The 18,834-nt window shown below is 51.6% G+C and carries 18 protein-coding genes; 3 read left to right on the top strand and 15 right to left on the bottom strand.

Annotation, left to right across the window (positions count from 1 at the left end; all coding sequences use genetic code 11):
• Positions 1-17: 17 nt before the first annotated feature.
• The 11 genes from smc to K331_RS0124755 form a co-directional block, all read right to left on the bottom strand.
• Positions 18-3,587 carry a chromosome segregation protein SMC gene (gene smc, locus K331_RS0124800; protein WP_028592364.1) on the bottom strand — a complete coding sequence of 1,190 codons (3,570 nt, stop codon included), beginning with the start codon at positions 3,585-3,587 and terminating at the stop codon, positions 18-20.
• A gap of 382 nt (positions 3,588-3,969) precedes the next feature.
• A complete protein-coding gene (gene rnc, locus K331_RS0124795; protein WP_028592363.1) occupies positions 3,970-4,668 on the bottom strand; it encodes a ribonuclease III in 699 nt (232 codons plus the stop codon).
• A gap of 13 nt (positions 4,669-4,681) precedes the next feature.
• Positions 4,682-5,920, bottom strand: coding sequence for a beta-ketoacyl-ACP synthase II (fabF, locus tag K331_RS0124790; protein ID WP_028592362.1), 1,239 nt, complete (start codon positions 5,918-5,920; stop codon positions 4,682-4,684).
• Between the two features lie 347 nt (positions 5,921-6,267).
• Positions 6,268-6,501 carry an acyl carrier protein gene (locus K331_RS0124785; RefSeq protein ID WP_018883540.1) on the bottom strand — a complete coding sequence of 78 codons (234 nt, stop codon included), beginning with the start codon at positions 6,499-6,501 and terminating at the stop codon, positions 6,268-6,270.
• Positions 6,502-6,594: 93 nt separating this feature from the next.
• Complete coding sequence (gene fabG / locus K331_RS0124780; protein WP_028592361.1) at positions 6,595-7,344, bottom strand: 3-oxoacyl-[acyl-carrier-protein] reductase; 750 nt, start codon at positions 7,342-7,344, stop codon at positions 6,595-6,597.
• 26 nt (positions 7,345-7,370) lie between these two features.
• Positions 7,371-8,333, bottom strand: coding sequence for an ACP S-malonyltransferase (gene fabD, locus K331_RS0124775; RefSeq protein WP_028592360.1), 963 nt, complete (start codon positions 8,331-8,333; stop codon positions 7,371-7,373).
• A gap of 49 nt (positions 8,334-8,382) precedes the next feature.
• Positions 8,383-9,372 (bottom strand): beta-ketoacyl-ACP synthase III, encoded by a 990-nt coding sequence (locus K331_RS0124770; protein ID WP_018883543.1) that lies wholly within the window; start codon positions 9,370-9,372, stop codon positions 8,383-8,385.
• Positions 9,369-10,376, bottom strand: a complete 1,008-nt coding sequence (gene plsX / locus K331_RS0124765; RefSeq protein WP_025681529.1) for a phosphate acyltransferase PlsX — start codon at positions 10,374-10,376, stop codon at positions 9,369-9,371. The genes K331_RS0124770 and plsX overlap by 4 nt, the downstream gene beginning before the upstream one ends.
• Before the next feature lies 1 nt (position 10,377).
• Positions 10,378-10,953 carry a transcription factor FapR gene (fapR, locus tag K331_RS0124760; protein WP_018883545.1) on the bottom strand — a complete coding sequence of 192 codons (576 nt, stop codon included), beginning with the start codon at positions 10,951-10,953 and terminating at the stop codon, positions 10,378-10,380.
• A gap of 262 nt (positions 10,954-11,215) precedes the next feature.
• Positions 11,216-11,389, bottom strand: coding sequence for a 50S ribosomal protein L32 (rpmF, locus tag K331_RS31725; RefSeq protein ID WP_036645943.1), 174 nt, complete (start codon positions 11,387-11,389; stop codon positions 11,216-11,218).
• A 143-nt stretch (positions 11,390-11,532) separates the two neighbouring features.
• Positions 11,533-12,045: a YceD family protein gene (locus tag K331_RS0124755; RefSeq protein ID WP_028592359.1), complete on the bottom strand. Its 513-nt coding sequence runs from the start codon at positions 12,043-12,045 to the stop codon at positions 11,533-11,535.
• 302 nt (positions 12,046-12,347) lie between these two features.
• On the opposite strand from K331_RS0124755, the gene K331_RS0124750 reads away from it, so the two are divergent.
• On the top strand, positions 12,348-13,583 hold the full coding sequence (locus K331_RS0124750; RefSeq protein WP_028592358.1) for a nucleotidyltransferase: 1,236 nt from the start codon (positions 12,348-12,350) through the stop codon (positions 13,581-13,583).
• Positions 13,584-13,620: 37 nt separating this feature from the next.
• On the opposite strand, the gene K331_RS0124745 is transcribed toward K331_RS0124750, so the two are convergent.
• Positions 13,621-14,658: a YlbL family protein gene (locus K331_RS0124745; RefSeq protein ID WP_226383683.1), complete on the bottom strand. Its 1,038-nt coding sequence runs from the start codon at positions 14,656-14,658 to the stop codon at positions 13,621-13,623.
• Between the two features lie 123 nt (positions 14,659-14,781).
• On the opposite strand from K331_RS0124745, the gene K331_RS0124740 reads away from it, so the two are divergent.
• Complete coding sequence (locus K331_RS0124740; protein WP_051290012.1) at positions 14,782-16,089, top strand: hypothetical protein; 1,308 nt, start codon at positions 14,782-14,784, stop codon at positions 16,087-16,089.
• On the opposite strand, the gene coaD is transcribed toward K331_RS0124740, so the two are convergent.
• The 3 genes from coaD to K331_RS0124725 form a co-directional block, all read right to left on the bottom strand.
• Positions 16,064-16,579, bottom strand: a complete 516-nt coding sequence (gene coaD, locus K331_RS0124735) for a pantetheine-phosphate adenylyltransferase (RefSeq protein WP_018883550.1) — start codon at positions 16,577-16,579, stop codon at positions 16,064-16,066. The genes K331_RS0124740 and coaD overlap by 26 nt on opposite strands.
• A complete protein-coding gene (gene rsmD, locus K331_RS30465) occupies positions 16,572-17,162 on the bottom strand; it encodes a 16S rRNA (guanine(966)-N(2))-methyltransferase RsmD (RefSeq protein WP_036635728.1) in 591 nt (196 codons plus the stop codon). Before rsmD ends, coaD begins: the two co-directional genes overlap by 8 nt.
• A 322-nt stretch (positions 17,163-17,484) precedes the next feature.
• A complete protein-coding gene (locus K331_RS0124725; protein WP_028592355.1) occupies positions 17,485-18,408 on the bottom strand; it encodes a DUF7638 domain-containing protein in 924 nt (307 codons plus the stop codon).
• Positions 18,409-18,538: 130 nt separating this feature from the next.
• On the opposite strand from K331_RS0124725, the gene K331_RS31720 reads away from it, so the two are divergent.
• Positions 18,539-18,748: a hypothetical protein gene (locus tag K331_RS31720; RefSeq protein WP_084165561.1), complete on the top strand. Its 210-nt coding sequence runs from the start codon at positions 18,539-18,541 to the stop codon at positions 18,746-18,748.
• The last annotated feature ends 86 nt before the right edge of the window (positions 18,749-18,834 follow it).

Here is an 18,834-nt window from a genome sequence, read left to right as displayed (position 1 = left end):
TTAGATAGGGCAGAGCATTAGGCGATCTCAGCCTCTTCGTCCTCCAGCCGGACAGATACCAGCTTCGAGACCCCGCCTTCCTCCATCGTTACCCCATAGAGCACATCCGATTCCTCCATCGTCCCCTTACGGTGGGTAACGACAATGAACTGAGTCTGCTCCGAGAATTCCCGCAAATACTGAGCGAAGCGGACTACGTTCGCTTCATCCAGTGCGGCCTCGACCTCATCCAGAACGCAGAATGGCACTGGCTTGACATGCAAGATGGCGAATAGTAGTGCCATTGCTGTCAGGGCACGCTCTCCACCAGACAGCAGCTGCAGATTTTGCAGCTTCTTGCCTGGAGGCTGCGCTACAATATCAATCCCCGTATCCAGTAGACGCTCCGGATCAAGCAGCACGAGGTCTGCACGACCACCACCGAACAGCTTGGTGAACACGGTGCCGAACTCTCGGCGGATGGCATCAAAGGTCGTCTTGAAGCGCTTGGACATCTCCTCATCCATTTCACGGATGACCTGATACAATGTAGTTTTCGCTTCAATCAGGTCAGACTTCTGCTCATCAAGGAATTGATACCGCTCGTTCACGCGCTGATACTCTTCAATAGCACCTAGATTCACCTCACCCAGTGCAGAGATGCTACGCTTCAGCTTCTGTACCTCTGCCTGTGCTTCCTCAATATTCTCTGGTACAGGATACCGCTGCTTGGCAAGCTCGTAGCTCATCTCATACTCGTCTGCCAGCTTACGAAGAATATTTTCCAGCTCGACATCCAGCCGGTTCACACCAATCTCAGTCTGGCGCAGCTGCTCCTCTATCTCTTTAAGCTGATTGCGTTGATCACGAGTCTCGTTCTCCGCCAGCTCCAGCTTTTTCGATAACTCCGCTCGGGCAGCCCGCTTGAATTCCAGCTTCTCGGCTATCTCGCTCTTGAGCATACGATAGCGATTCAGATCCTCAATCTGCTTCACGCTCTCCTCGCGATTCTTCTTGAGATCCGCTTCCACAGCTGCAAGCAGAGATCGGTTATTCCTGGCGTCCTTGCCAAGACCATCCGCATCCTGCTGCAGTCGGCGCAGCTGCTCCTCCAGCGAGAAGCGCTCCTGGTCAAGCTTACCTTCCCGAACCTTCAAATCGGTGAGCTGAACCTGTAGCTCCTCCTTGGCGGATTCGTTAGCCTTACGGGCGAACTCTGCAGCCTGAATAGCCTGGTGAACCTTCTGCTCCTCTTCTTCGAGTGCTGCGAGCTTCTTCACAGCCTCCTCACGAGAATGTTCCAGCTGCTTGATCTCCTCCAGAAAGCCTGATTTCTCCTGCCCTGAGATGGCAACCTGCTCCAATACATGGCGGAGCTCATGCTCTATCTGCTTCATCTCCATAGCTGCCTGCTGCTCTTCGCCCCGCTTCACATCGCCAGACTGACGTAACTCGTCCAGACGCTGCTGAGTCTGCTCCATCTCTTGCTTCACATTCTGTATGCTCTGGCGCAGCTTGTCCAACTGACTATCCGTGCTCTGAATCTCCTGATCCAGCTGATCCAGCTGACGCTTACGGCCCAGCAGGTTGGCATTCTTCTTGAACTGGCTTCCGCCTGTCATCGAGCCTCCCGCATTGACCACATCGCCTTCCAGCGTCACGACCCGATAGCGATACTGGCAGCGTGCAGCGATCCGATTCGCATCCTCCAGCGTACGGGCAATAACAACATTCCCAAGCAAGCTTCCAATGATGCCTTCATAGCGTTCATCGTACTGCACCAGCTCCGCACCGATGCCGACAAAGCCCTCAGCCTCTTCAGCAATTCGCCGCTCGCTAGCCCCAATCTGCCTTGGACGAATAACGTCCATGGGCAGAAAGGTTGCCCGTCCCAGCTGACGTTGCTTCAGGAAAGCGATCGCTTGTCTAGATACCGCCTCATTCTCCATTACAATATGCTGGACGGAAGCACCCAAAGCCGTCTCCATGGCCTGCTCCAACTGCTCTGGCACACGGATAAGCTCAGCTACAGCTCCATGAACTCCATGCAGTGTTCCTTTTCTGGACGCTTTGAGCACTTCCTTTACGCCCAGCATGAAGCCGTCAAAATCATCCTGCATTTCCTTCATCGTATCCCGTCTGGAGATGAGGGCTTCCCGTTTTTGCTCCCATTTTCTTACTGCGCCTTGACTTTCTTCCTGTAGCTTCTGCTGGGACTGGTAACGCTCGCTCTCCTGAATATAACCGGTTCGCAGACTGCTGATCTCGGTCGAGAGCTTGTTGCTGGCTGCCTCAAGGTGTTGCTTGCGTCCTTCCAGCTCGCTCTGCTGTGCCTCCCATTTCCCGGATTCATCCTGCACTCGATTCATCCTACGCTCGGCAGATTCCTTCTGCTGATCCGCATATCGAATCTCATTGCGCGTCTGAGCCATCTGGTTCATCAGCTCCAGCAGGCTTCCCTTCAGACTCTCCTCTTGCTCCTGACTGATTCCGCCAGTTACGCCTATTAACTTGGCTTCCTCCTGCGAGAGCTGCGTACGAAGCTGCTCCAGCTCTTGATTTAGGGATGAGACCTTCTCACGCAAGCTCTCTAGCTCCTGCTCACGTTCCAGATTGCGCGTCTCACTTGATTCCAGTGACTGCTGAAGCTGTTCACGATTCGTCTCCAGGTTGCGGAGCCGCTCCTTGAGCAGCTCTCCATAGCCCTCACTTTTCTCTGTCGCCTCACTGTATTGGAGAAGCTCTGCCTGCAGCCGCTCCACTTCTTCCTCAAGCTTGCGTAGCTCGGTACGATCGCTCTCCAGCATGGCATCATGTCTAGACACAATCGTGGAGAACTGTAGCTGCTCCTCTTGCAGTTGCTTCAGCCGTTCATTCGCTGCACTCCATGAGGTATGTATGGCCTCAATCTGGTGAACATAGACCGAAATTTCCTTGGATTTCAGTTGGCCTCGGAGCTCCTTGTAATGAATTGCTTTCTCCGATTGCTCCTTCAGCGGACCAATCTGATCCTCAAGCTCGGTGACCAGATCGTGAATACGCAGCAGGTTTTGTTCGGTATCATCAAGCTTGCGCACAGCCTCCCGTTTGCGGGACTTGTATTTCACAATACCCGAGGCTTCCTCAAAGATACCTCTACGGTCCTCTGAACGAGTACTTAAAATCTCCTCGATTCGCCCTTGACCGATAATGGAATAAGCTTCCTTACCAATCCCGGTATCCATGAACAGCTCGGTAATATCCTTCAGACGGCATGCCTGACGATTAATGAAATATTCACTATCACCGCTGCGGTGGACTCGGCGAGTCACCGTAACCTCACCAAAATCAAGCGGAAGAGCCTGGTCCTCGTTATCAAGTGTCAAGGAAACTTCACCGAAATTCACGGCTTTACGGGCATCACTACCAGCAAAAATGATGTCCTCCATCTTGCCCCCACGCAGGGATTTCGCGCTTTGCTCACCAAGCACCCAACGGATTCCGTCGGAAATATTACTTTTGCCGCTCCCGTTTGGACCGACGACAGCGGTAATGCCACGGACAAACTCCATTTCCGTCTTGTCGGCGAAGGATTTGAATCCTGCCAGCTCAATGCGTTTTAAGAACATGTGTTGATTCACCTCTATTACTGAATATCCGTCAGACAGTTCTACTTTAAATCTATCTAGGTAGCCCGGACGGATGATAATGGCTGTCATAACTATAGCCCAGAATAAGAATAACTAGAGTTGCTTATGGCCACACTCGCTACCATACACTTCATAATCGACATCGGACAGTTAGCTCACACCATAAGTCTGTCCACACGTAATTCTGTTAGTATTGTAGCACATGTAATACTTCTGGCCTGTGATTATAGCTCAGGCAGAACGAAAAAAGAGCAAAAAGCAGTCCGTTCCATACCTGAGGATATCTATCCTGCGGGCTGCTCTTTGCTCTTGCTTTGTCCTGACAGCATATAATTGCTACAGATCTGTTCAAGCCTCGGACTCAAGCCTCGGACAACTTCAGCTTGTTCAAGGCTACTGCCGCCGCCTGCTGCTCGGCTTCCTTCTTGGAACGTCCTGTTCCGGTTCCCAGGCGTTCCTTATCCATATGAACCTCAGCCACAAATTCGCGCTCATGCGCCGGGCCGCGTTCCTCAACAATTCGGTACTCTAGCACACCCATGTTATGATGCTGTGTCAGCTCCTGTAGCTCGGTCTTGAAATCACTCATCTGCAGCCTTCCATTCAGGACAATCTGAGGGAATATATGCTCATTCAAAAATGAGCGAACTACCTCGAGACCCTGATCCAGATACAGAGCGCCTATAAAAGATTCGAATACGTCAGCGAGCAAAGCCGGGCGGGTCCTCCCGCCGGTGAGCTCCTCCCCTTTACCCAGTAGAACATATTCACCGAAGTTTAGAGCAACTGCGAACTTCACAAGTGAAGGCTCGCATACAATCGCTGCTCTAAGCTTGGTGAGCTCTCCCTCCGGGCGATTAGGGTACTGATGATATAGCTGCTCGGATACAGTCAGCTCCAGGACCGCGTCGCCCAAAAACTCAAGGCGCTCATTATCCTGATGCTGACCAAACCGATGCTCGTTGACGTAAGAGGCGTGCGTGAAGGCCTGTTTTAACAGCTGACGATTGTTAAACTGAATATGAAGTTTCTGCTGTAATTGCTTCAAATCTCCACTCAAGCGGCCTTACCCCTTACGCTTCGAATTTTTTTAGAACCACGGTAGCATTGTGGCCACCAAAGCCAAACGAATTGGACATCACAACATTTAGCTCTGCTTTGCGTGGAACATTCGGTACATAGTCCAGATCACAAGCAGGATCTTGATTGTCCAGATTAATCGTTGGCGGAATCGTCTGATGCTGCAATGCCAGACCACAGATAACTGCTTCCACTCCGCCAGCAGCACCCAGCAAATGACCTGTCATAGACTTGGTTGAGCTGACAGCTACCTTGTATGCATGATCACCCAGCGACTTCTTCACAGCCTCTGTCTCCGACTTGTCTCCTACTGGAGTCGAAGTACCATGTGCATTGATATAGTCAATATCCTCTGGCTGAAGACCCGCATCACGAATAGCCATCTTCATGCAGCGAGCTGCTCCTTCTGGATCTGGCTCCGTCATGTGGTGGGCATCTCCAGACAGGCCATAGCCTATTACCTCAGCATAAATGCGAGCTCCACGCTTCTTAGCATGCTCAAGTGATTCTAGAATCAGAACTCCTGCACCTTCACCCATGACAAAACCGTCACGATCCGTATCGAACGGTCTGCTTGCCTTCTCAGGCTCATCATTACGTGTGGACATTGCTCTCATGGAGCAGAAGCCTGCCATCCCTGTAGGACGGATCGTTGCTTCAGCGCCTCCACAGATCATGACATCTGCGTCCCCGCGCTGAATCAGACGGAAGGAATCCCCAATCGCATGACTTCCCGTCGCACATGCCGTGACAGGTGTCGTGTTAGGTCCCTTTGCCCCTAGGGTAATGGACAATTGTCCAGATCCCATATTAGCAATCATCATCGGAATGAAGAATGGGCTAACACGCTTTGGACCTTTCTCCAAGAGCGCATTGTGCTGGTCTTCCCAGGTACCCAAGCCTCCGATTCCCGAGCCGATGGATACGCCCACACGCTCAGCTTCCGCATTCCCGCCAATCTCGATTCCGCTATCCTTCAGAGCCATGGTACCTGCGGCTACAGCGAACTGAACGAAACGGTCCATCTTGCGAGCATCCTTGCGCTCCATGTAATCCTCTGGATTAAAATCCTTGATGGATGCAGCGATTCTCGTTGTATACTCACTGACATCAAAAGCCTCAACGACGGAGACGCCTGATTTGCCTGCCATCAGATTATCCCATAATGTATTCAAATCCTGGCCAAGTGCAGTGACTACGCCCATTCCTGTTATTACGACTCGTTGTTTCATGATTCACCTCTATGGTTAACTGCAGTCTGTTGTGCAATTGATTATTTTCATCTGATAGCATATATAGAATCAACTAAAGTTAGCAATGCTCCCCAACCTACCGGCAATATCCCGATACAAGAGCAGTTCCGCCTTTAGTTCAGCCTGTATCATCCCATCGGAAAGCAATGCAATGAATTAGGAGAAAGTCCCGCCTGAGACAGAACGGGACTTTGGTTTGCTGACTTAGGTCAGCATTTTGCATAATTCGATTAGGAACGCTCCCTAGTTCAAACTATAGGTAAACAGATTCTGCTCAGACTATAGCTTGTCCATTGAGAGCAGCTTATAGGATTTATGCAAAACGCCTAGGTGAGAGATTGTATGTACTTTACAACTTCACCTACAGTTGTAATTTTCTCTGCATCTTCATCAGAGATTTCCATATCAAACTCATCTTCCAATTCCATAACCAATTCTACTACATCAAGAGAATCAGCGCCTAAATCATCTTTAAAAGATGCTTCAAGTGTAACTTCAGCTTCGTCGGCTCCCAAACGGTCTACGACTATGCGTTTTACACGCTCCAATACGTCGGACATCCGGCTCACCTCCTCACCCGTATTATACGAAAATTCGAATTAAAATGCCATAGAAGAGAAGCAGTGCCACTCTTCCGCCCCAAGGGGTACAGGCTACATGTACATGCCACCATCCACATGCAGAGTCTGGCCCGTCATATATGAGGAGGCTTCAGAGGCCAAGAACAGCACCACTGCAGCAATCTCCTCAGGCCGTCCAAGACGGGCCAGCGGAATATCCTTGAGCATATTCTCGCGCAAATCATCCGCAAGCACTTGGGTCATCTCTGTATCAATGAATCCAGGAGCTACGCAATTGACAGTAATTCCACGAGATGACAGCTCGCGTGCCGAGGACTTCGTCAAGCCGATTACGCCTGCTTTGGCAGCTACGTAATTCGCCTGACCGGCATTTCCTAGAACGCCCACAACAGAGGAAATGTTGATAATCCGACCCGCACGTTGCTTCATCATCGGCCGTGTGACTGCTTTAAGACAGTTAAACACACCTTTGAGGTTCGTTTCAATAACCTGATCAAATTCGTCCTCTTTCATACGCATAATCAGATTATCTCTCGTAATACCCGCGTTATTCACCAGAATGTCAATGCGGCCCCAGGTGTCAAGCACTTGCTTGATCATCTGCTCCGATTCTTCTGCGCGACCAACATTAGCTTGTACAGTGATCGCTTCAGAGCCATGAGCCCGAATCAGCTCTGCCACCTCAGCTGCCGCCTGTTCACTACCAGCATAGTTCACTGCTACATGGGCCCCTGCTTCAGCTAATGCCAGTGCGATACTCCGACCGATTCCCCGGGAAGCACCGGTGACCAGTGCAATTTTACCACTTAAAGGCTTGGACATGATTGCTTCCTCCTCGTACCATTGGCTTAATTTAGAGTGTCCTCTCCAGCAGGAACAGTCAATTCCTCTATCGTTGCCTGCAACGCAGCCAGACTGTTCACGTTGAGCAAACGGACTGATTTATCAATCTTCTTAATAAGACCTGTCAGGACGCTGCCTGGACCAAACTCAACAAAGGTGTCTACGCCTTGCGATATGAGCCAGTTCACACTGTCTTCCCACAATACAGGGGAATAGACCTGTTCTACCAGCAACTCTTGAATCCGTTGTCCATCCGTTACAGGCTCTGCGGTCACATTCGCAACTACAGGATACTTCGCCTCACTAAAGGATACCTGTGCAAGTTCCTGTGCCAGCTTCTGGGCCGCTTCCTTCATCATGGAGGAATGGAACGGACCGCTCACCTCCAGCATAATTGCACGCTTGCCTCCAGCTTCCTTCACACGCTCAGCCACAGCTGCTACGCCAGCAGTTGTGCCTGACACCACGATCTGGCCAGGACAATTGACATTAGCTAATTCTACCGCACCTGCGGTAGTACTAATCTCCTGACACAGCGTAGCAAGCTTGTCCCGGTCCGCTCCAAGCACCGCTGCCATCGCACCTTGACCTCCAGGTACAGCCTCTTCCATGAAGATACCGCGAGCACGCACCAGAGCAACCGCATCCTCAAAATCAAGCACGCCAGCAGCTACGAGAGCGCTGTACTCCCCCAGACTGTGACCAGCTACATAATCAGGAGCAATGCCACTTGCCTTGAACGCTTCACAGAACGCCACACTAGCTGTGAGAAGAGCAGGTTGTGTGTTGGAGGTCTGCTTCAGTTCGGACTCAGGTCCCTCGAAGACAAGAGACTGCAAGGAGAATCCCAGTCGCTCGTCTGCCTTCTCAAATAATTTGCGGGCAGCCGGAACTGCGTCATGAACGTCACGCGCCATCCCCACCGCTTGTGATCCCTGTCCCGGGAATACGAATGCTATTTTACCCATAGTAGTGTACCTCTTTCTAATGCAAAGTCAAAAAGTAGCAGTAAGCTACTTACCATACCAGTACAGAAGCACCCCAAGTAAGTCCTCCGCCAAAACCAACCATCAACACGCGGTCGCCTTCCTTAATCCGACCTTCCTCAGCCGCCTCAACAAGCGCAAGCGGGATGGATGCCGCAGAAGTATTCGCATATTTATCCACGTTAACAACTACCTTCTCTGCTGGTAGCTCCAGACGTTGCATCGCCGATTGAATAATGCGAATGTTCGCCTGATGCGGTACGAAGATATCGATATCCTCTTTGGCATAACCAGCTTTCTCCAGTACTACATCTGTTGCAGAGGCCATGACACGCACCGCAAATTTGAACACCTCGCGCCCATTCATATAAATATAATGCAATTTGTTCTCGATCGTCTCCGTTGTAGCAGGCAGACGCGATCCGCCTGCTTCCAGCTTCAGCAAGCCACCGCCTGCGCCTTCTGCACCCAGATCAAAGGACTTGAAGCCTCTTCCTTCCGGAACCTCACCAATGACAACGGCTCCTGCTCCATCTCCGAAGAGGACGCAGGTGTTGCGGTCCGTGTAGTCTGTGATTCGGGACAGGCAGTCAGCACCGATAATCAGCGCATTCTTGTACATCCCCGTTTGGATGAAGCCATTTGCTGTGGCTAGTCCGTATACAAAGCCAGAGCAGGCAGCTGACAGATCAAAAGCCGCCGCTCCCTTTGCACCCAGCTTATCCTGCAAAATACATGCTGTAGAAGGGAATGCCATATCCGGTGTAATTGTCGCTACGATAATCAGATCCAGCTCTTCCGCTGTAAGGCCAGCTGACGCAAGTGCTCTCACAGCAGCCTCATACGCCAGATCCGAGGTCGCTTGCTCAGGCGCAGCAATATGACGCTCACGAATACCTGTACGGCTCACAATCCATTCATCACTGGTTTCAACAATTTTCTCAAGGTCGCTATTCGTCAGCACTTTCTCTGGTACGTATTTTCCTGTACCGATAATGCCTACGGATTTTAAATTAGTCATGAAGTCACTCTCTTCCCGCTTATTTCATCAGATATACTGTCCACCAGCTTGTTCTGCAAGGCAATCCGTGCCTGACGTACGGCATTCTTGACAGAATTGGCATCCGCAGAGCCATGCGCCTTCACAACCAGTCCGCTCAAGCCAAGCAGCGGGGCTCCGCCATGCTCAGCGTAATCCAGCCTGTTCTTGATGCCTCTCAGCTCCGGCATGATCAACGCTGCTGCTAGCTTCGTCTTAAGCGATTTGCCGAATTGCTCCTTAAGCAACGAGAAGATCGTCCCTGCAGCTCCCTCAAGCGACTTCAGCATGATGTTACCAGCAAAGCCGTCACATACCAATACGTCGCAGTTGGCCGACAGAACATCTCTAGCCTCTACATTCCCCACGAAATGTACCGGCAATTGCTCTAGCAAAGGATAAGCAAGCTTGGTGAGCTCATTGCCCTTACCAGCTTCTGTTCCTACATTCAGCAGTCCTACTCGTGGCTTGGGCAAGCCGTGTACTTTGTTACGATACAGACTTCCCATCAGCGCATACTGGGCCAGATGCTCAGGCTTGGCATCCATGTTCGCTCCGAGATCCAACGCCAGTACGCCTACTTCATCCAGCGTAGGGATCATGGGGGCAAGTGCAGGACGCTCAATGCCTTCCATCCGCCCGACAACCAGTAGTCCGGTCGTCATTAGCGCCCCAGTATTTCCCGCTGATATCATGGCGTCAGCCTCGCGCTCCTTCACCATTCTACCTGCAACCACCATCGAAGCATCCTTCTTCCGACGAACCGCACGTACTGGCTCGTCCTCACCTCCAATGACTTCCGAGGCGTGACGTATCGTCAGGTTGGCAGGACGCTCCTTCTCCAGCTTGAGCTGCTCCTCGATGAGCTCCTGATTCCCTACGAGAACAAGCTCTGTATCCTTCCACTCGACAGCTGCTGCAATCGCTCCGGCAACGATTGCCCCGGGGGCATGGTCGCCTCCCATGGCATCAATGGCGATCCGCATGCTAAATTCCTCCTTCAGTATCTTCCACGGTGGAACGATAAATGACGAAGTTCCCCTGAAAGACCATTTCTTCTACTACGTATATGAACACCTCGACCTTGGCCTTCCCCTTCTGCGAAGGATTCGAACGAACATAGGCCTTGGCTATGCATTTCTCACCCAGATGGACAGGACGCACAAAGCGGATATCCGCAGAGGCTGTCAAGGCGATCTCGTCATTGATTACGGCCACTGCAAGCGAGTTAGCCTGAGCGAACACATAGTGACCGCGCGCGATTCCCGTTCTGGAGAAGACATGCTCCTCCTTGATCTCGAATATCGAAATACCGCTGCGATCCAGCTGCAGGTCTACGATATCCCCGATGATCTCATGCAGGGGCAAAGAGCGGACCTGATCATAAGAGCGCTCAGCCATAAGCTTCATGCGTTCACGAAGCTCCGGTATGCCAAGCTCCATACGGTCCAGACGAATGGTCTGAATACTGACCTTGAGCTGCCTTGTCAATTCCTGGTCCGTAACGAACGGATTATCTTCTATGAGTTGTGTCAGCTGCTGATGTCTTTGTTTTTTGGGCAAACGCTCGATGGCTACTCGCCTCCTTACCTAACGTTACCCGTAGACGGTAACCTTGTATATTCGAACGAATCATAATCGGTGTATGTATCTTATCTATGTACGGACAGTCTGCTCTATGAACTGGCAGCCTGCATTCGATATACTGCCTCTTATTAGAACCTGGTACTAAAGCAACAGTATATCGTATGCCGAGCCAAAAGAAAAGCATGGAGGCAAAAAAAATAGTACCTCACCGTGGTGAAGCACTACTTTCAGATGCATCTTATTGAGAAATAATCTCTCTAGATTTGTACGTTCCACACACTTTGCACACGTGGTGAGCAAGCTTCAATTCTCCGCATTGTTCACATTTCACCATGCCCGGCACAGCCAGTTTAAAGTGAGTACGACGTTTATCGCGACGTGTCTTGGACGTTCTACGTTGAGGTACTGCCATCATTCCCACCTCCTTATCGAAGTCAACCCGTTAGGGGTATTGCTTGTTATCTCATTCAAGACCGGGATTCTAGCACCTGTTCAAGACAGACTCAGCTCCGCAGCCGGTGAATAACTACCTTACATGATGTTGCTGTAATAGACTTACTTGAATAGATTCTTCAACGCAGCAAGTCTTGGGTCCACGCGTGTGTTGTCACAGTCACAGGAGCCCTCATTCCAATCTTGTCCGCAGGTCGGACATAGACCCTTGCAGTCCTCCGAACAGAGCGGAGTGAACGGCAGATGAATCACAAAGGATTCCTCGCAGAAAGGAACCGTGTCGAATGCTTCACCTTCCACAGGGATCGTGGCATCCTCTTCGTCTTCCTCCAGTTCTGCTTCCCCGACTACCGAGCGAAAGCGCTCCTCGAACGGGATGTCCAGATGCTGATGGACAGGCTTCAGACAGCGTGAGCATTGGGTATCCAGCTCAGCCGACAAGGTGCCCTTCAATTCCATCAGGCTCTCACCTACTATGCTGGCACTCAAGTCCACCTGCAGCGGAGATACCGCTGTAATGTCCTTGCGATGGGTAATCATACTCGAGACATCAAGCGTCTCACGAATGATAACCGGGCCATCATGTTGAGCTACCTTGCGAAAATGTAAATGCATAAATATCACCCCAAACAAACAAAAATTATTATACCGACTGAGCCCGATGTTTGTCAACACCTTTTCCTTTACACCCATTCGTACCGCCCGACGACACAATGATGTACAATGTAAGATACACCAAGATTGATGGACATGCAAAGAGGGGGTTACTTCAACCGGAGGAACATTGATGCGGTAACCGGACAAGCCGATAGAGCTGTCAGACTAATGGATTTTATCCAACAAGCCTCGGGCTTTCGCGTAGTCGACCCGGGCTATTATCATAGTATACCCTATTTATGAGGGAGTTGTTTGCTCAATTGAAGACTTTAGGCATTATTGTTGAATATAACCCCATGCATAACGGACATCTGTATCACTTGACAGAGGCCAAAAGCAGAACCGGGGCCTCCCGCACCGTGGCGGTCATGAGTGGCCCGTTCCTCCAGCGCGGCGAGCCTGCTATCGTTGACAAATGGGCCCGCACCGAGATGGCGCTCGCTATGGGTGTAGACCTCGTCCTGGAGCTGCCAGTAGCCTATGCGGTGCAGGCAGCCGATTGGTTCGCCTACGGCGCCGTGGCCCTGCTGGAGTCCACGGGCATCGTGGACTGCCTCTGCTTCGGCAGCGAGGCAGGTGACCTGTCGCCGCTACAGGCGCTGGCGACAGCACTGACCGCGGAGCCGGACGCGCTGAAGTCCGGCATCGCGGAGCGATTGGCGGCAGGCTGGAGCTACCCTGCCGCCTATGCAGACGCCGCCTGTGCCCTGGCGGCGGAATGGCCGGACTACGCGGAGCTGTCCGGCATACTTCAGCAGCCCAATAATACTTTAGGGCTGCATTATTTGATGGCGCTGCAGCGGCTCGGCAGCGCCATAGTGCCCTGCACGATCACGCGCAGCGGATCGGGCTATCATGACGCCGTGGCGCGGGAGGGCGAAGCCATCGCGAGCGCCACGGCGATCCGCCGCCTGCTGCTGAGCGGCGGGCCTAATGCAGCGGCACCTTATGTGCCCGGTGCCGTGCTGGATATTCTGCGCCGCGAGTGGGCAGCGGGGCGCGGGCCGCAGCAATGGGATTCATTCAGCATGCCATTGCTTCACGGACTGATTACGCGCAGCCCCCAGCAACTGGCCGAGCTGCATGAGGTAAACGAGGGTCTGGAGCATCGCCTGCTGAATGGCCTTCACCGACTGGACAGTCCCTCAGTCGAGAGTCTGCTAAGCGCCCTGAAGACCAAGCGATATACACGCACCCGACTTCAGCGTATGCTGACCCATATTTTGCTGAACCACTCCAAGGTACAGCTGGCGCCTACAGAGCTCGCAGCAGGGCCTCATTACCTTCGCATACTGGGTTTCAATCAGACTGGAAGAGCTATGCTTAAAGAAATGAAGCAGCGGGCATCACTCCCGCTGCTTGTTCAAGCGTCCTCTCAATCCCTGCCCCAGCTAGAGCTGGACCTGCAAGCCTCTGCCATTTACAGTGCTGCTATGCGGGAGCCAGAAATCACGCGCATGTATGCCGATTATCTGCGCCCACCAGTCATATCCTGAACGCCCCTGTGCACTAGACTTATGTCCAACAGGGGCTTCAAGACTCTGACTTGACGGCTTTGACATCCAGATAATCCAAGGCGTCCTGCAAGGTACGCACGGGCACTAGCTCCATGCGAGTGCCAATAGCCTGCGCTTTGCCGAGTGCAGCCTCATAGTTACCCTCAGGCACGAAGAAGAGATCCGCTCCCTTTCGATCGGCTGCAACAATCTTATGCACGATGCCGCCGATCTCACCTACATTACCATCCTGATCGATGGTGCCTGTGCCTGCAATCCGATAGCCCTTACTCAGATCCCCCGGCGTGAGCTGGTTATAGATCTCCAATGTGAAGATCAAACCGGCCGATGGCCCGCCTACATTGGTCGAGGCGAAGCTTATCGTGTGATCCGGGTTGTCGGGCTTGATTTTTTGTACCGTTGCCAGGCTTACACCAAGCCCGATCCGTTGCTGTCCAGTATCCGGGTCGGTGATAGGAATTAAGGTCACATCTCGGGTCAGCACCTCTCCATCCCGAAGCAGCTTGAAGCTCAGTGTATCCCCGGCACGCTTGCCCTCCAGAAGACCCCTTAGCTGTGCATGGTCTTGGATTGCCTTGTCCTCCACCTCCAGCAGCTGATCTCCCGGAAGGAGGTCACGGTCTGCGCCTGGCAGCAGCTTCATGACGACCACATGACTCGGAACAATTTGATATGCTACTCCAGCATGATGATAGGCGGCCTCAATGGCAGAGGATTGCGAGCTATCCATCAGATAGATCTGCTGAGCAGCATACTCAGCCTCACTGCGCCCCTGCAGTCGGCTGTCCTTGTCTTGAATCTCAGCATCCCGATCAAAGGCTGACAGTGCCAGCAGGATGACATTCGCATAGCTGGCCGATACCGTCGTCATCATGAAGCTGCCCGACTCGCTCGGATCGCCATTTTGCACCGTCACCATCGGCTTTACTTCCTCAGCGGTGCCGGGCTTATAGATCAGATACGGAATCGGCATATACACAAGGACATAGGCCAGAATGGCGATGCTAAGCAAATACAGCAGCCAGTATAGCCCGTTGCGTCTATTTTGTTGCATACTCCTCCGCATCCCCTTTCTTTTTCCCTTGGCATCTATATGACTTCTGGTATGTATTTATTCTGTGACTCATAGACTCCTATTAAGAATAGGGTACAAGCCGGAAGAAGGTGAATCAGCGATATGAAAAATATTATTCAGGCGCATCCGCGCCTTATATCCACCTTAGCTATCGCTCTAGGTGCAGTCATGGTGCTTACAGGTGTCCTTCTGGCCCCCGAGGAGGTGTTCAAGGCTTCCTCGCAAGGGCTCAAGCTATGGTGGACCATTGTATTCCCAGCTATGCTGCCGTTCTTGATGCTGTCCGAAATGCTGCTGGCTCTAGGCATCGTTCACGGTCTCGGAGTTCTGCTTAGCCCACTTATGCGAAGCTGCTTCCGTCTGCCAGGCCATAGCGGCTGGGTACTGGCGCTGGGTATGATGGCCGGGGCACCCGCTTCCGCTGAAGCGATCAGACAGCTCATGGCCCGCGACGAGCTTGGCGAAACGCAAGCCCGGCTGCTCACGGCATTGACTCATTTCAACAATCCCATGACGATTATCGTGGTCATCGGTACCGGGTTCCTGCACAGTCCTGCTCTCGGCTACCTGCTGCTAGCTGTACATTGGAGCGCCGGGATCACAGCCGCACTGATTCTGCTTCGTGGTCGTAGCAGTACTAACACTCTAAACAATTCTGCTACATACAAACAATTGACAGACAACAACATAAACAGACATCATGCATCCAGTTCTACTTCAAGAGCAATAGAAGGGCATAGCTATGTTCAGGGCCCCTTCGTTCGAATACGGCTGGGCACTGTGCTGACGGAGATGAGACTCGCCCGCGAGCAGGATGGCCGCAGCTTCGGCAAATTACTGGGTGATACAGTTACGAATGCCGTGCAGACGCTGATGATATCGGGCGGCTTCATTTTATTCTTCGCGGTCATCAGCCAGTTATTCAACCTGTATGTGTCCTCAGGTGCCTTCAGCTATGTATGGCCGGCACTGCTGGAGCTTCACCTCGGCTCATATGCTTTGACCACAGCACTTGGCAGTTCTCCACTCGTACTGGCCGGTATCAGCGCCATCTTAGGATGGGGCGGCTTATCGGGCTGGTTCCAGAGCGTTGCCATTACAAGACCCGCAGATCGCGGTAAGCTACTGGCATACACGAGACTATGGCACGGCCTGATCGCTTTTATATTTACCCTCATCCTCTGGGGACCATGGCAGCGTCTCATGCAGCTTGTCCAGCCCGCCTATGGGACGAATCCGCTTCTGGGGCTCACTGACACAAGCACAAGCATAGATATGGCAACAGAGCCGACCATTACAAGTCTATGGCAGCTCACGGTTGCCCCATGGATGCTGGGCATCTTGATTCTTACAGTGTTACTATTGCTATCAATCACGATGTATGCTAGTCGTCGACTTTTTTCGCGTTGAATTTGTCGTACAAGGCCTCGCCCACCTCTGGAGATACCAGATCCACAATGTTCCCGTTAAAATGAGCAATCTCTTTCACCATGCTGGAGCTAAGGTAGGAGTACTTGGGATTGGTCATCATAAAAATCGTCTCTGCCTCGGGATTCAGCTTGTGGTTGGCTGATGCCAGCTGCAGCTCATATTCAAAATCCGTCACGGAACGAATCCCGCGGACGATGACATGCGCTCCCTTTTGCCTCACATAATTAGCGGTCAGATCACGAAAGAAATCCACTTCGATATTAGGGATATCCTTCGTCACGGAGCGCAGCAGCTCCATACGCTCCGCTACGGAGAAGAGCGGGTTTTTACTTATATTATTAAGCACCGCCACAATCAATACATCGAACTGTCTGGCAGCACGCTGGATGATATCAAGGTGTCCCATCGTAACAGGATCAAATGTGCCCGGATATACTGCAATTCTTTGTTTGTGTCCCTGTTCAATCATTGTCTGTGTCCTCCTTGACCGACTCTTCGTGCAATATGTAATCGTACACGGATACGGTCGTCTCTCCATATACCGCTTTGCGCAGCTGCTTGAAACTGCCGAATTGCTCGGGGTATTCATAGCCCGTCTCATATTCCAGCACGATGACTGCGCCATCTCTCAGCAGAGATAGCTCATGCATCTTGCTCATCAGTTCGTCTCCATTCTTCATGCGATACGGTGGGTCTAAAAAAACGGCATCAAAAACAGTCCCGCGCTTGGCGAGCGCCTTCAAGGCGCGTCCAGCCTCGTTACGGAACACTTCAGCCTGCCCGGCCAGGCCTGTCTTTCGTAGATTCTCCTTGATGACCTCCACACTCTTCGGCTCCAAATCTACAAATACAGCCCGATCCATCCCCCGACTCAGCGCTTCAATTCCTAGTCCTCCACTTCCAGCAAAAAGATCCAGGACTATACCACCATCAAAGTAGGGTCCAATGATGCTGAATAGAGCCTCCTTGACTTTATCCGTAGTGGGTCTCGTCCCCATACCAGGGACTGCCTTGAGCGGCCTTCCCTTGGCGCTTCCAGATATGACTCTCACTGATGATTTCACCATTCTCTCTATAGCTTGATATACGATCGCCAGCGACCTTATGCCTGTATCGTATCACATTGCGTCCCGCTTGAAAAATGAAGTCCATGCACAGGTACAATGGATGATTCTGCAGACTGCTAGACAAATTTCCACTTGGAAATGTATAACATCGCCTGCAATGGGCATGCTTGAATTATCGGCATTTAACCGATGCCGTAGACAACCGCGGAGAAGGCTTACGTTTCCCCATAAGCTCTTCGTCCGGTTTCTCCTCTCCCATCGAAGGGCGCTCCGCAAGGGGCGTCCGATTTTTTTTGCCTATACCGCATCACACCTCGCGCTTATCCTCCGGCGAGTACAGAATACGCTGGTAATCAGAATCCCTCGTGTCCATGTCCCCCAGATACATTCGCATATGCTCAGGTACTTGCTCATAGGCTGTCTTCAGGCGCTCACGGTTGAACTCACTTGGGAACTCCAGATACAAGTGATAAGCAGCACGACACTCCTCAAGGGATGTCTGCTCACCCTTTAGCTTCTTATACTTGTCCAGCAGCTCCTTATATTTATCTTCCGCTACTTCCGCATATAGCTCCTCTGTGAAGGTGATCTTCCCAAGCTCCGGGATCGAGACAACCAGCGGATAAGCCCCTGTAGTGAACAACGTTCCATCCGCGAACGAAGCCTCCAGGTCTTCAATAGGAATCTCACGCGAATCTGACAAGCCATAAATATGCACGATTCCATTCTCATACACGACAAGATTGACAAGGTAATTTTCCCCTTGCTCTCTCATGAACATACAGAAGCCGTCACCCTCAATAGTGCTATAGAACATCTCTTGAATGACAGCAAAATCAACTGCCTTCGGGGAAGGACTGATTCTTCGCACTTCCATAAGCTCCCGCTCTCGGGCAGTAATCTCGTATATATTGCGAAACTCTGGATTCAGTGACCGTACCTTGGCCTCGATGTGCTGGTAGTAGCTATCGTTATCGAATGACCAATCCGCCGCTCCGACGATGAAGGCACCCAGACCATGTAAGGATAGCGTCTCTCCATCAGGAATATCTGGTCCCAGCCAGTATTCGTCAATCTTTTGCTCCAGTCCCTTTAGATCTACGAGCTCCCAGCAATTCACCATCCCATCCTCATAGATCTGCACCTGGATGAGAAAGTGATGATCTGCGTTATGTATAATACCAGGGGTGGTTGTCCCCTCGACCTGCTTCTGTCTTCGAATTCTCTGCATCTGTCTTCACCTCTCTATTGACTACATCTGACATCTGATATTGGACCATATTAACGACAGCTCAGCTGTTGTCCAAGCAAAACATAAGTTTTGTAATATGTTATAGCAAACAACGAAAGGAGCTGCTGTCATGAGCTGCCCAGTAAATCCAATTGTGTGCCCACCTGTGCAAGTTGTAAATCATCTGTTCTACCCACAGGTCATCCCTGTCATTCATCCAATCGAGATCGTTAATGAGTGTCAGGCTGTACCGATCTACAATCATCAGTTCCCTGTGTCCGTCACCAATGGTCCTAGCTGCCAAGTCTCCGCGCGCCGCAAAAAATCGCGTCGGCGTTAAGTCTGACGCACACTACACGGCAGGATATCCAACCATCTACAGACAAGCATACTTGCGTACTTTTGAACAGGGACACTCACCATTCA

The organism is Paenibacillus massiliensis subsp. panacisoli DSM 21345 (assembly GCF_000426545.1).
In the GTDB taxonomy this organism is placed as follows: domain Bacteria; phylum Bacillota; class Bacilli; order Paenibacillales; family Paenibacillaceae; genus Paenibacillus; species Paenibacillus panacisoli.
Note: the sequence above shows the minus strand (reverse complement) of the source record. Positions and strands in the feature narration are given on the sequence as shown.

What these genes read in the sequence shown, in the direction of transcription:
- smc (WP_028592364.1), bottom strand. Translation starts at nt 3,587, where the DNA reads ATGTTCTTAAAACGCATTGAGCTGGCAGGATTCAAATCCTTCGCCGAC.
- fabF (WP_028592362.1), bottom strand. Translation starts at nt 5,920, where the DNA reads ATGAAACAACGAGTCGTAATAACAGGAATGGGCGTAGTCACTGCACTT.
- K331_RS0124785 (WP_018883540.1), bottom strand. Translation starts at nt 6,501, where the DNA reads ATGTCCGACGTATTGGAGCGTGTAAAACGCATAGTCGTAGACCGTTTG.
- fabG (WP_028592361.1), bottom strand. Translation starts at nt 7,344, where the DNA reads ATGTCCAAGCCTTTAAGTGGTAAAATTGCACTGGTCACCGGTGCTTCC.
- fabD (WP_028592360.1), bottom strand. Translation starts at nt 8,333, where the DNA reads ATGGGTAAAATAGCATTCGTATTCCCGGGACAGGGATCACAAGCGGTG.
- K331_RS0124770 (WP_018883543.1), bottom strand. Translation starts at nt 9,372, where the DNA reads ATGACTAATTTAAAATCCGTAGGCATTATCGGTACAGGAAAATACGTA.
- plsX (WP_025681529.1), bottom strand. Translation starts at nt 10,376, where the DNA reads ATGCGGATCGCCATTGATGCCATGGGAGGCGACCATGCCCCCGGGGCA.
- rpmF (WP_036645943.1), bottom strand. Translation starts at nt 11,389, where the DNA reads ATGGCAGTACCTCAACGTAGAACGTCCAAGACACGTCGCGATAAACGT.
- K331_RS0124755 (WP_028592359.1), bottom strand. Translation starts at nt 12,045, where the DNA reads ATGCATTTACATTTTCGCAAGGTAGCTCAACATGATGGCCCGGTTATC.
- K331_RS0124745 (WP_226383683.1), bottom strand. Translation starts at nt 14,658, where the DNA reads ATGCAACAAAATAGACGCAACGGGCTATACTGGCTGCTGTATTTGCTT.
- K331_RS0124740 (WP_051290012.1), top strand. Translation starts at nt 14,782, where the DNA reads ATGAAAAATATTATTCAGGCGCATCCGCGCCTTATATCCACCTTAGCT.
- coaD (WP_018883550.1), bottom strand. Translation starts at nt 16,579, where the DNA reads ATGATTGAACAGGGACACAAACAAAGAATTGCAGTATATCCGGGCACA.
- K331_RS0124725 (WP_028592355.1), bottom strand. Translation starts at nt 18,408, where the DNA reads ATGCAGAGAATTCGAAGACAGAAGCAGGTCGAGGGGACAACCACCCCT.
- K331_RS31720 (WP_084165561.1), top strand. Translation starts at nt 18,539, where the DNA reads ATGAGCTGCCCAGTAAATCCAATTGTGTGCCCACCTGTGCAAGTTGTA.